Consider the following 12,843-nt stretch of genomic DNA (forward strand, 5'->3'; position numbering starts at 1 on the left):
AGCTCTCCTTTTTGAAAATAAGCTACATTAGATACATGGTATGTGACTAATGGTAGGTTCAGTATTTGCTGCAATAGGCATAGTGTAATATGCAATACAGTTAACATCTGCTGAAGGTACATCATTAGCAGGTAAGCCTCCAGTTAGATCAGCTGGAATTTTATTAGCTGGATGAATGATTACAGTATTAGCAACTGAAGCTACATCAAAAGTGAAATCATTGCTGTTTAAATCTACAATTTTATTCCACTCGGCTTCAGTATCGTCAGGATAACCATACTCTAACTGAACTGTATTACCTGCGCCATCAACGACTACCGTTGCATTAGCATCACCACCTGAAAATGATAAGTCATCATTTCCGGCAATTAACGATTTACTATGTACTAATGCTGAAGCGCTAGATAATGCAGCTTCAACACCTTGCATAGTTGCTGTTTGTGCATCATCTTGTAAATTAATAAATTTTGGCGCCGCTGTAACCGCTAAAATACCAAGGATAACAATTACCACTACTAATTCTATTAACGTAAAACCTTGTTGTGCTTTATTTTTCATTGAATACTTCATTTTAAGCCCTATACATCTTTAAAAATCATTAAAAAATACTATCTATAAAATAGTCTTTAACGTCAAGTACTTATGGCGTATTAACGTAAACTACCACTTCACTATTTGCCGCATTGTAAGTGAAATTATTGCCAACAGCAGTACTGCCTCCAGGGGTTACAAAGCTTCCTGCTGCATTTTTATCTAAAGATTCTTTCAAGTAGAACACGCAGCCGGTAAAACTCTGCACCACACCAGCAGAATCAGTTAATTCAACGTTAGTTGTATCTGCTAAGTAATCTATACTTAATGCTGGATTATTCAAATCAGCTACCGCAGATGAAACACTCGGTGGCTGTGCAAAAACTCCCTGCCACAATTCAATACAACGAGCATTTGTCATGTCTGCTGTACTTGCGTTTCCATTAACAAGCCCGACGGGATAACCAGGACGTATACTTTTTGTATTAGGTGTTGGTGGAGTTGTTAATGCAAAAAAACTACCTTCATAATCAACACGATTCACATTAGCAGCCGTTGGTCGACCTTCTGCTTCCCATTGTGCTCTAACTAAAGAAACACCTGTTGCAAAGCCACCGGCCATACCTTCAATATTGGCTTGTTTAGCTTGATCCGTTAAATCTAAAAATTTAGGAATAGCCGTAACTGCGAGAAAGCCTAAAATGACAACAACAATCACTAATTCGATTAAGGTAAAACCACGCTGTTTATTTAATTTTTTCACACTATGTTGAGAAAACACTTTATTCATATGAGCCTCACAAGCCTTGATATTCGATCGTTAACACCATTGTAACAACGTTTAATTAAATAAGTCACTTATTTAATTAACAGAAACCTCTTTAAGAACAAATTACTACCAAGTAATTACGACAAACAACATTTTCAATCTTATAGTCTCAGTGTAGCGTATTTTTTTGCGGCTAACGATTTAGTTAGAACTTGCTTCTCTGAGTTTTATTTCACTATTTATTTATTTTACTCACCGCTGTCACTTTCCCTGTATCACTGATATAGTCAAAAAAATGCCCACTTGATAAAATAAATCGGCAATGATGAAAGTTATTTTCTGACCGTTTAAGTTCGATCGCTGCTATCGATAACTTCATCAATGACATTGGTACCGCCATTGCTACTCGCCAAATCTCTTCACATGCAAAGTCATTTTTATAAGTATCTAACCAACCATGGCTGTTTACCTGAACAAGCTGTTTTTCTGAATTATTTAATTGCCCAAGTGCGACAACATTTGGTTTTTTCTCCATTAACCATTGTGCATGCACCGCAACAACTGTGCCATTAAAACTTTGTGCTAAGCTAGTAAAACCTGTTGCTGTTATTTGCTCTTGATGTTCGAAAAAGTAACTAATAAACACTTTCATTAAAAGCGCCAACAACACCACAATAAGAATAAATTCAGCCAATGATTTTTCTCGCTTTTCAACTTTATCTATCATGGCTTTTACCTACAGTAATTTATTCAAATTACTTACCTTGCATTGCCGAGGCCATATCCCACATAGGTGTAAATATACCTAGCGCTAACACTAATACCATAGCTGCAACAACAATAAGTAACAATGGCTCTATTCTGGCCGTCAATGTACTTAAATCGTAATCTACCTCTCTTTCATAATAATCACCGACTTCTTTAAGTAAATCATCGACTCGACCTGTCTCTTCACCTACAGCGATCATTTGTAATACCAAAGGGGTAAACAATGTACTGGCAATAGCGGCACGCAATAAACTTTCACCACTTTCAATAGCAACACGCATGGCGACAATTTTTTCTTTCATAAAGCTATTATCTACTGCGTCAGCCACTAAGTTAAGCCCTGATGTCATTGGAACACCAGCCGTTAATACAATACCAAAACTATGAGAGAAGCGTGCAAGTATTGAGCGTTCAATGATGCTGCCAATAATAGGTATTTTAATTTTTCGCCTATCCCAAACATATCGGCCGTGTTTCGTTTTTAACGATTGCCTTAGCGCAACTATTACCGCGATTACTCCGAATAACATGTAAGGCCAATAATTGATAAAAAAGTTTGAGCTAGCGATTATAAATTTAGTCGCCCAGGGTAAATCAGCACCGAGTTTTGAAAACATACTAGCAAAAGTAGGGATAACCCAAATATTTAAAATAACTAGCGCAGCGGACAGTGCTATGATGACCATTGTTGGGTAACGCAGTGCTGTTTTAATGCGCTTTTTTGTTGCTTGCTCTCGCTCTAGATACGTCGTTAACTTAAAAAAGGACTGATCAAGTTGACCTGTATTTTCACCAACATGTATCAATGAAATAAACAAAGAACTAAAAATATTGGTGTGCTGATTTAGTGCAGAAGATAAGGTGTAACCACCTTCAAGTTGCTTGCCAATATCAAGTAAAGCCTTTTGTAAGCTCGCTGAATTACTTGATTCAGCCATGCCATTTATCGCTCGTAATATTGGCACACCTGAACGCATTAAGGCATACATTTGACGACAGAAAATAATCATTTCGTCTAATGATACACTGTCAAAACCAAAAAGTTCTTTTACATCAACACTGGCTAAGCTAGCTTCAGACTCTTGCTTCGCTTCATTAATTGAAGTTGGCGTTATATTCTGTCTAAATAATTGCTCAGCCGCTGCCGTCGAGCTAACCGCTTCAAGCTTGCCCTTTATTTGACCGCCACTAATATTTCGACCTGTATAATTATATAATGCCATATTGCAAAATTAACCTTGTTAGCTTACGTCGACCGTTTCAACAAGTCTTAGCACTTCTTCAACGGAAGTGATGCCTTGAACTGCGTAGTCAAACGCTGCTTTAGCTAAAGGAGTAAAACTAGGGTTTGCTTTTGATAATTCAGTAAATGCCTCGCTATCATCTCTTTTTAATGCGGCCATCATACCTTCATTCATTTCTAGTAGTTCAAAAACACCAATACGGCCTCTATAACCAGTGTATTGACATGATTGACAGCCAGAACCGTGAGAGAATTTAGCTTGCTTTGCTTGCTCTCCGGCTAGGTTAGTTAACCATAGTAGTTCTTGCGCATCGGGAACATATTCTTGCGTGCAATTATCACATACTCGACGCACTAATCGCTGTGCAATAATTGCTCGTAAAGAGCTCCCCACTAAAAACCCAGCGGCCCCCATATCAATTAAACGTAAGGCACTGGTGATGGCATCATTGGTATGCAGGGTTGATAACACTAAATGACCTGTTAATGCGCCTCGAAGACCAATTTCAACAGTCTCCTGATCACGCATCTCACCTACCATCATAATATCGGGATCTTGTCGTAATGCTGTACGTAATACGCTTGAAAATGTTAAGTCAATTTTAGGGTTTACTTGTACTTGGTTCACTCGTGGCAAACGATATTCCACAGGATCTTCAACTGTAATAATCTTCTTACTTGCTTCATTTAATTCACTTAATGCCGCATATAATGTCGTTGTCTTACCACTACCGGTTGGCCCTGTAACTAACACCATGCCATGAGGGCGGGTGATTTGATGACGAACGCGCTTAATTAAATCCTCAGGCATACCCGTTTGATCAAAAGATAATAAACCAGCTGACTGATCAAGCAGTCGCATAACAACAGACTCACCATACTGAACTGGCATTGTTGATATACGAACATCAATACTGTGACCACTGATTTGAATATTAAAACGACCATCTTGTGGAATACGTTTCTCAGAGATATCCAGACCTGCCATGAGCTTTAAGCGAAGCACCATAGCCGCAGCAATCTTATTTTCTTTAAGGATATTTTCTTGTAATACCCCATCAATACGTTGCCTAATACGTAACTGGCTTTCATCAGGCTCAATATGAATATCTGATGCTCGCATTTGCACAGCATCCTCAAATACTGATTGTAATAGTTTGCCTACCGTAGCATCGCCTGTTTCATCAACAAAAGAGGTCGACAAGTCAAAATCTGAAGTTTCCTGGTACTCTTCTTCTAATTGAGAAGCAAATGATTCAATGTCTGCAGTACGGCGATACAAGCTATCAAATGCATCATAAAGCTGCGACTCCATAACAACCGCAAGTTCAATGCGTTTAGGAGCAAGCATATTCTCGAGTTGGTCTAAGCCACTTAAATCAGCGGGATCGCTCATACCAAGCAGAACAGAATCGCCTTTATCTTCAATAATAAGCGCCCTTAAACGACGAGCATGCACTTCTGGAAGTAAGTTAGCGATAGAGGTAGGTATTTGGCGTTGGCTAATATCTAAGAAAGGTACATTAAGCTGTTGGGCTAAAAACTGAAGTAATTGTTTTTCTGATAAATAACCTAATTCAATAAGCGTATCACCCAACTTACGGCCAGACGTCTTTTGACTATTTAAGGCCTGCATTAGTTGTTCATTGGTAATGATATGCTCATGTACCAATAAATCACCTAACCGCATTTTTAATTTGGGGGCCGCCATTTTTCTCTCCTAAACTTTGCCGTTTTTTATTGCCCTAGGGCAATTAATCTTTGCTGCGCAAATTGAGCCGAAGCATTGGTCAAATCACCTTTAGCTAATGCTAGCCTATATGCTTTTCCAGCTAAATCGAATTGGCTATTTTTATCATAAACAATTGCTTGTCCAAGATACCAACGACCTACAGCGGGCTGCATATCAATCAATTGCTGGTAGCTTTGTATAGCCATGGTAAAATGAGCAGTCTCTTGCGCTACACTGGCTAACAAGACTTGATACTCCTCTTCCTTAACATTCGCTAGGGGCTCTAATATATTATAGGCTAAACGAAATTTATTCTGTTTAACATATATTTGCGCTTTCATTTGACGTAATTCACTATCATTCGGCGCTAAAGCCACCCCTTGCGACAGTAAATTGCTCGCTTTGTTATAAGCTTTTCTTCCATACCACAATGCCGCAAGTTTTTTTCTTGCTTCAATGTGCTCTGGTTGAATAATAAGTACGTCTTCAAGTAACTGCTCTGCTTTGGCAACATTTCTTGTTGCTAACATTTCATCAGCTTGCTGCAATTTTTGCGAAACCAGTTCATCGGCGGTTAATTGTCTTCTTGAAACAGACATACTTGCAGTTTGTTTCTTTTGCTGCACTTGCTGCGCTGGTGTTGGAATATTAGCTATTGATTTATTTTCTTCCTTAATAGGCTCAACAATAGCAGGCTCTTTTGTTGAATTGCTTTCTTTAACTGATTCAGAATTAAACTTTACTTGCTCTGTACCAATATTTTGTCTTTTAACTTGTACAGTATCTTTAGACGCCACCTTCTTTTCTTCAGGCATTGCTTTTCGTTTGACAAGCTTTGAAGGCTTATCAACATCTGCTGGTGCTTTAGTTTCGCTTTTTTGCTGTGCTAGTAGAATTGAGTCTTCTTCAGCTGATGATCTCTGTTTTAATGCCTCATTTGTCCTAGGCTCTACATTTGCCATCTGAATTGTTTGTTGAGATTTTAATGCCTTATTTTCTTGCAGCAAATGCCAAACATACAGGCCGACAATATTTATAATAACGACTACTGTAACTATGATTGCAATAGGTTTTATCGGTGATGATTTCACTACAGCTGGTGCTGGCACAACACCTTGCTGATTTTGCTCAGGAGCTCTCTCTTCTAGGTCCTTTAACATTTGATTTATAACACTCATAAAGAGACTCCAGACCAATAAATTACGCTGACTAAGCTTGTCAGAACTATCATGACTACGGCTAAATAAGTCAAACTCAGGGGCTTATAACTAACCCCCTCGGTATCTTCTATGGCTGCTTGTAAATGTTTTTTCGTCATTTGATATTGCCCTTGCCCATAAGCGAGCATAAGCATTTTATGGCATAAAATGTTGACCAATCTTGGAATGCCGTTACTCACTTTGGTAATTTTTTTAATAACAGCTTTTGAAAAAAGCTCAGCACCTTTATATCCCGCTACCTTCATTCTATGCTGAATGTAATGCTGAACTTCTTCTTCATTCATTGCACGCAATTGATAAGAAAAAGTAATACGTTGGCGTAATTGTCTAAACTCACTCTGGCCTAAACGTTCATCTAATTCAGGTTGTGCAAATAATACCACTTGCAATAATTTACGCGTCTCTGTTTCTAAGTTAGTAAACAACCTTAACGCCTCTAAACTTTCTTCAGGTAAAGCTTGTGCTTCATCTAGAATCAATACAACCGAGTGACCTTTTTGGTGCAATTCAAGTAGCTTATCTTGTATACGCTGTGTTAATAGCTGCACAGACATACGTTGCGCCTGTTTAACACCCAGCTCAACGGCAACTGCACGTCTTAACTCATTTGGGTTTAAATACGGGTTAGGAATATACGCCGTAACAAAGTGTTCAGGAATTTCATTTAGCAATTTTCGACACAATAACGTTTTACCAGTGCCGACTTCACCAACTACTTTAATAAAGCCTTCGCCAGTTTTTAAAGCCGTCATTAAAACAGCTAGGGCTTCGTTATGAGGTGAAAGCCCTAGAAAAAAGTTAGTATTGGGGGTCAGCGTAAAGGGAAGCTCTTGCAAACCAAAGTGGTACAAATACATATTGTTAAGCTATACCCTCACCTTTTCATCAATATCGCTAACTATAAATACTCTGATTACTCTTGGTTGTTATTACTATCGTCGTTGAAGTGACTTTCTTCAGGAAACCATTGATCTAGCAATTGACGAGCATCTTGTAATTGATTTTGCCACGTATCTGCACCAACAACGACAGGTTTCAGTAGAATCACTAACTCTCTCTTCTGTGTTGTTTCACTTTTACTTTTAAAAAGCTCACCAACAATCGGTATATCGCCCAACAACGGTGTTTTTGACTCTTTATCTATAGTGTAAGTTTCAATTAAGCCACCAATAACAACAATTTCACCTGACTTAGCTCTAATAATAGTATCTGACTCACGCACACTACTTTGCGCTAGAGGTAAAATAAGCTCTTCACTTCCAAGCTGAATACTCTTGTTTTGCTCATCAGTTAAGGTAACTGATGGGTGAACATGAAGCACTACATCACCGTCTTTATCTATTTGAGGAGTGACATCAAGCGCTATACCTGAGAAAAATGGTGTTAGTGTGACTTCTGGTGTAGTTGTTGTTGCCGTGCCAGTTGTCGTTGTGCTGGAGACTTCGGTCACGAAATACTCATCTTCACCCACTTTAATCACTGCTTTTTGATTATTCGTAGCAGTAATTCTCGGACTAGAGAGCACTTGTACGTTACCCTGAGTTTGCAAAAGATCTATAACGCCACTAAAGTCTGGACCAGAAAAACTCAAGCTAGTTGCTCCACCAATAGCCGATGAAATAACATTGCCTGAAATATTTCCATTAGTTTGGAAAGTGAAGTTAGTATCACCTAGACTACCTAAAACTTCCTCCCAGTGAACACCTTGTTGATAATCATCATTAAGGGTCACTTCCATTATTTTCGCTTCAATAATAACTTGGCGATGTAAATGGGTTTCAGTATCAGTGATAAACTTTTTCACTGCACTTATTTCATCAGGCATACCACGGACAGTCACTAGGCCTGCTTGTGGGGAAACAATAACTGAACGACCTCCTTCTGTACCAACAAAAGCCGTTAGGGTTTCTTTTAACTCAAGCCAAAAATCAGATTCATTTTCAGTGTAAATGTTAATCCCGCTGGAAGAAGTTTGGCTATTCGAGTTATTGTTATTACTGTTTCGGTTGTTATTACTGCCATTGCCACTGCTGTTATTATTGTTATTACTATTTCCACCAGAGTTTGGATCGTTTTCAGAGACACCACCTGAATTAATACTTGTACTCGAGGTACCAAAGCGTTTTAAAAATAAGTAGTTCAGAGCAATAGTTTCACTACGCATTCCCGAAGGATAAACTTTAATAATGTTATTGCTTTGATGAATTTCATAACCATAAATTTCTTCAATAACATTTAACGTTTCAGATAAAGTAACGTCAGTTAGATTTAGGGAAATTTGTCCAGATACATCAGGATGAATAGCTATACTGTAAGCTGAGCCTTCTACAATGGCATTAAAAAAATCTTTTGCTTCGACAGCTGTTGCCGCTACTTGCAGTCTTTTTTCAGATAATAACCCTTGCTTAGCTTTCGACATGCTTTGCTGCATGACTTCTTGCTGAACAGAATTTGGTACCTGGGTTAACGGTTTAGGCGCATTGACCGCCTTTGTATCTTCAATCGCCTCAGACAGACCTTCTTTAAAATCTGTGGGCTGTGATGGCACTGACTGACAACCAGCTAATGCTATAAGCAAGCTTGAGACAATTAGGGGTAATGGAATTTTTTTCATAGGAATCATTTTTTCTATCATTGCTACCTGCCAAACCTACTTGTTGTTTTTTAACACGGATGCTTTATGAACATACAATTTAAGGCGCTCAGTTTCACTGCGTAATACAACACTATCATCATTTACTGCAATCAGACGATATTCTCCGATTGATTGATTTACTCTTAATACTTTACCGTTTACAACTGCGGTATGAATACCTTCACCATGGACAATTGACTCTAACACTAGTTTGCTCTCATCTTTTACCAAAGACTGCGACGAACCTTGGCCAAAAGGCTTGGTTGGATCAATATTAGCTGCCCAAAGTGTTAAGGAAAAAACTAATGAAATGATGATAATAAATAACTTATACACCAACGAAGTCCTCCTTGGTTCCTAGGCTATAAATTTCAATTTCGACTTCATTTACTGGATACTCTTTCAAAGTAAAATCAAATTGTTGCCAAAAGAATGTCCATGACAATTGCTCTAGCTTTTGTAAGTAGGCCATCAGATCAAAATAACTTCCTGAAAGTTTAATTTTAATGCCATGTCGATAAAGATTTAATCCTGCTTCTTCTAGTACTAAAGGCTCTATAACATCACTTTGATTTTCTGTTTCACCATCTTGATTAGTTTGTGGAGTAATTAATGGTACAGCACCAATTAATTCAAATGATAACAATGAAACATTAGGTTCTAACTTAAGTAATTTCAACAACGCATGACGCATTTGAATAGGATCAATCAATTCAGAAGTTAAGGCTAATAGTTGCTTATCAACTTTCGCCATTTTATCTTCGATGTGAGCAATTTTATTTTTAATGACAGTATTTGGATCAACTTTTAGCGCAGCTTGATACTCTTTTATGGTAATAGCTTGGGTTTTATTGGTCGATTTGAGCTGCGATATTTGTTTATTCAATTTATCGTTTTCAAGGGACTTCACATCAATAAACAAATAGAAAATAGTGAAGCAAACCGCCACCACACCAGTTAACAAAATGAGGTACTGTTCCCTGCTGGTTAACTGTAAATATTTTTCTGTTAATAATTGCCATTGCTGCTTCATTTTGAATCCTCCGCAGCATATTTTGAACTCACAGTAAATTCAGTCATATTCGCTTCATTTCGAGTCAGTTCAAACTGAACAAATGATTTTCCTGATAATAATACTGAGTCCTCAAACCCTGCCAACCAAGCAGGTACCGCTTCAGGTTTCTTAGCTAAACCTGAAAAAGTCATATCATCTAAGTTAATATTGATTTGTGTTAAACGAATATCAGGGTGATGCATTTGTGATAACTCTTGCATCGCCTTAGCAAAACCAACAACAAAAGTCCGCTTGGTATCAGTTAGCTTTCCATGCAAACCTTGTTTATGTCGCATCAATAAGTTTAAGGTTGCCAGTTTATCTTGTAATTGTTTATCAGGCGCTCGATTTGCTATCTTTTTTTCTAAAGTGTTAACTTGCTGACTTTGCTTATTACTTTGCTTTTGTAAAACACTATAAGTTGATTTTAATTGTTTATTTGAGCTATGAGTTACAAAGGCCCATATAACCATAGCCAGTAACAGTGCACCCCATAACATGACAACTCGAGGCAGTGTCAGTAAAACTTTTTCAGGCAATAATTCCGCCTGCAATAAATTAATCGAATGTTTACCCTGCATCTTGTACCTCCGAAGAAGCTTCCGTTTGGTCGTCATCAGACCTATGCAAACTTGCGCCTAAGGCTACAGCAAACTCTCTTTGCTCGTGATATGGGCTAGGCAGAGGTAACAAAGTAACAGGAACATTGGTATTCTCAGACAATTTACGCGCAAAGAAGCCTTCCAACTTTATTGGTAGTAGTACTTGAATTTCTTTTATTGGTGCTTGTTTTAATTGGCGCTCAAAATAATCTGTCGATCGTTGAATTTCGAGACTTAAGCTATCTACCACACCAAAGCTAAGTTCTTCCTCCGTTTTACTCGCCAACTGTGCAAACCCACGTAACCGACGGTTAAAATAGAGTTTTCCTTGCTTAACAATGATAATAACTATTTCTTCATCTGGTTGCTGACAAACAAGTAACACAGCTTCATTTTTAATCGGCACTAGATTGGCGAAAGCAAATTCTTGCGTGGTGATTCTCTCTATATTTAGTTCATGTTGATGCACAGTTTGCACCAATTTTTTTAATTCAGCTAATGGGGCACAGACTACATTAATTTTTTCTTTGCCAGCCATCATCATTGGAGCATCATAGTAATCTAATACCATATTATCAGGCGGTATGGTCACTAAGTCTTTTATTTGCCACTTTAATGCACCTAATATTTCTGCTTCAGAAAGGTTGGGTTTATCGACCTGAACAACTTGCGACTGTTGTTCATTTAACACTAAGTACACTTGTCCAGTTAAATAACACTGTTGTTGAATTGCCTCGATGGCAGCGCAGTTATCATTATCAATAATGGTTTGCTCTTTAAAGACAACTTCGCCTACAACCGTTTCATCATCTTGCTTGGGTGTTGAACATACAGAAAGGGTATTTTGTCGCAACGCAATACCAACACGTTGAGTGGCATGTTTTTTGGAGAATAAATTCGTTATCCGCGTAAATATTGACATGTATTAGTATTATTTTATTTATCTAAAAGAAGTATCAAAAAGAAACACTTAATTAACATTATCCTTTAATGTGACTCAGGTGCAAGCTTTTTCACTTAATAAAAGTATTACTGTTGGTATTTGATTTTAAAGTTGAAAGTGCTGCGCTTTTCATAAAAGGCATTAACCTGAATTAATATTTTTTAAAATGCTTTATGCTAATTATGGACGAAAAAAAACGCTGTCGTTATTTTAAATAACTAAACAGCGTTTTATAGCTTAATCAGTACAATACTGATTAATGATTATGCTTCAGCGATAACTGCCACTTTGATGCTAGTATCAACATCATTGTGTAAGTGAATAACGATATCGAATTCACCTGTTTCACGGATAGCACCTAATGGTAAACGTACTTCAGACTTGGCAACTTCAACGCCAGCTTCAGTGATCGCATCAGCGATGTCACGAGTACCAATAGAACCAAATAGCTTACCTTCGTCACCAGCTTTTGATGCGATTGTAACTTCTGCTAATTCAGTTAATTTAGCAGCGCGAGCTTCTGCAGCAGCTAAAACTTCAGCTAATTGAGCTTCAAGTTCAGCACGACGTGCTTCAAAGTGCTCAACATTTGCTTGAGATGCAAAAACTGCTTTACCCTTTGGTAATAAGTAGTTACGTGCATAACCTGATTTAACAGTTACCTTGTCACCAAGGCCGCCTAATTTGGCGATTTTGTCTAGAAGAATTACTTCCATTATAAACCCCTTATTAGCTTACTTGTGTAAGTCGGTGTATGGTAACAATGACAAGTAACGAGCGCGTTTAATTGCACGAGTTAATTGGCGTTGATATTTTGCAGCTGTACCAGTGATACGGCTAGGAACGATTTTACCACTTTCAGTGATATAGTTTTTTAAAGTAGCAATATCTTTATAATCGATAGATGTTGCGCCTTCCGCTGTGAAACGGCAAAACTTACGACGTCTAAAAAAACGAGACATGGAGTTCTCCTCATTTGATTTAACTAACAAATGTTAGTCAAACCTTAATTAATCATTTCAATTTGCTGAGCATGTAACACTAAAAGTGGATTTCCATTTCTAGATTCATGACGGTTTATAAATCCCATCACCTTTACATGACAACCAGCAACTAATTCACGAGTTAAGTGTGATAATTCACCTGTGGCTACAACTTGTATTCTGACAAATGCTTGTCTATTCATGCCAGCTTCGTTTTGTATAGACTTATGGTCTATGGAAAACTGGCTATGACTAATACCCGCTGGGCTTGTTGACTGTTTTGGTGTTTTCACAACAATACCTGTCAACATCAGGCTATTCTCTGGTAGAGCTTCTTGCATTGCATTCACTCTAATCAAGAAA

The 12,843-nt window shown here is 37.8% G+C and carries 15 protein-coding genes; all 15 read right to left on the reverse strand.

The window, feature by feature from the left end:
• Window positions 1-27: 27 nt before the first annotated feature.
• Entirely contained in the window at window positions 28-570 is a 543-nt protein-coding gene (locus EPA86_RS18425; protein WP_281284857.1) for a prepilin-type N-terminal cleavage/methylation domain-containing protein, read from the reverse strand.
• Window positions 571-640: 70 nt separating this feature from the next.
• On the reverse strand, window positions 641-1,321 hold the full coding sequence (locus EPA86_RS04435) for a type II secretion system protein (RefSeq protein WP_140602207.1): 681 nt from the start codon (window positions 1,319-1,321) through the stop codon (window positions 641-643).
• A gap of 214 nt (window positions 1,322-1,535) precedes the next feature.
• Window positions 1,536-2,027 (reverse strand): hypothetical protein, encoded by a 492-nt coding sequence (locus EPA86_RS04440; RefSeq protein WP_140602208.1) that lies wholly within the window; start codon window positions 2,025-2,027, stop codon window positions 1,536-1,538.
• A 28-nt stretch (window positions 2,028-2,055) separates the two neighbouring features.
• On the reverse strand, window positions 2,056-3,291 hold the full coding sequence (locus EPA86_RS04445) for a type II secretion system F family protein (protein WP_140602209.1): 1,236 nt from the start codon (window positions 3,289-3,291) through the stop codon (window positions 2,056-2,058).
• Between the two features lie 18 nt (window positions 3,292-3,309).
• A complete protein-coding gene (locus tag EPA86_RS04450; RefSeq protein WP_140602210.1) occupies window positions 3,310-5,022 on the reverse strand; it encodes a GspE/PulE family protein in 1,713 nt (570 codons plus the stop codon).
• Between the two features lie 26 nt (window positions 5,023-5,048).
• Complete coding sequence (locus EPA86_RS04455) at window positions 5,049-6,221, reverse strand: tetratricopeptide repeat protein (protein ID WP_140602211.1); 1,173 nt, start codon at window positions 6,219-6,221, stop codon at window positions 5,049-5,051.
• Window positions 6,218-7,120, reverse strand: coding sequence for an ExeA family protein (locus EPA86_RS04460; protein ID WP_140602212.1), 903 nt, complete (start codon window positions 7,118-7,120; stop codon window positions 6,218-6,220). Before EPA86_RS04460 ends, EPA86_RS04455 begins: the two co-directional genes overlap by 4 nt.
• Before the next feature lie 56 nt (window positions 7,121-7,176).
• Window positions 7,177-8,898, reverse strand: a complete 1,722-nt coding sequence (gene mshL, locus EPA86_RS04465; RefSeq protein WP_140602213.1) for a pilus (MSHA type) biogenesis protein MshL — start codon at window positions 8,896-8,898, stop codon at window positions 7,177-7,179.
• Window positions 8,899-8,913: 15 nt separating this feature from the next.
• Complete coding sequence (locus tag EPA86_RS04470) at window positions 8,914-9,234, reverse strand: hypothetical protein (RefSeq protein ID WP_140602214.1); 321 nt, start codon at window positions 9,232-9,234, stop codon at window positions 8,914-8,916.
• Window positions 9,227-9,931, reverse strand: a complete 705-nt coding sequence (locus EPA86_RS04475) for a hypothetical protein (protein ID WP_140602215.1) — start codon at window positions 9,929-9,931, stop codon at window positions 9,227-9,229. Before EPA86_RS04475 ends, EPA86_RS04470 begins: the two co-directional genes overlap by 8 nt.
• Window positions 9,928-10,533, reverse strand: coding sequence for a PilN domain-containing protein (locus EPA86_RS04480; protein WP_140602216.1), 606 nt, complete (start codon window positions 10,531-10,533; stop codon window positions 9,928-9,930). Before EPA86_RS04480 ends, EPA86_RS04475 begins: the two co-directional genes overlap by 4 nt.
• On the reverse strand, window positions 10,523-11,476 hold the full coding sequence (locus EPA86_RS04485) for an MSHA biogenesis protein MshI (protein ID WP_140602217.1): 954 nt from the start codon (window positions 11,474-11,476) through the stop codon (window positions 10,523-10,525). Before EPA86_RS04485 ends, EPA86_RS04480 begins: the two co-directional genes overlap by 11 nt.
• Before the next feature lie 284 nt (window positions 11,477-11,760).
• Window positions 11,761-12,213 (reverse strand): 50S ribosomal protein L9, encoded by a 453-nt coding sequence (gene rplI / locus EPA86_RS04490; protein WP_140602218.1) that lies wholly within the window; start codon window positions 12,211-12,213, stop codon window positions 11,761-11,763.
• An 18-nt stretch (window positions 12,214-12,231) separates the two neighbouring features.
• Window positions 12,232-12,459 carry a 30S ribosomal protein S18 gene (gene rpsR / locus EPA86_RS04495; RefSeq protein ID WP_011041278.1) on the reverse strand — a complete coding sequence of 76 codons (228 nt, stop codon included), beginning with the start codon at window positions 12,457-12,459 and terminating at the stop codon, window positions 12,232-12,234.
• A gap of 44 nt (window positions 12,460-12,503) precedes the next feature.
• On the reverse strand, window positions 12,504-12,821 hold the full coding sequence (gene priB / locus EPA86_RS04500; RefSeq protein ID WP_246058255.1) for a primosomal replication protein N: 318 nt from the start codon (window positions 12,819-12,821) through the stop codon (window positions 12,504-12,506).
• Between the last annotated feature and the right edge of the window lie 22 nt (window positions 12,822-12,843).

This window comes from Litorilituus lipolyticus (assembly GCF_006439335.1).
GTDB classification, from domain to species: domain Bacteria; phylum Pseudomonadota; class Gammaproteobacteria; order Enterobacterales; family Alteromonadaceae; genus Colwellia; species Colwellia lipolytica.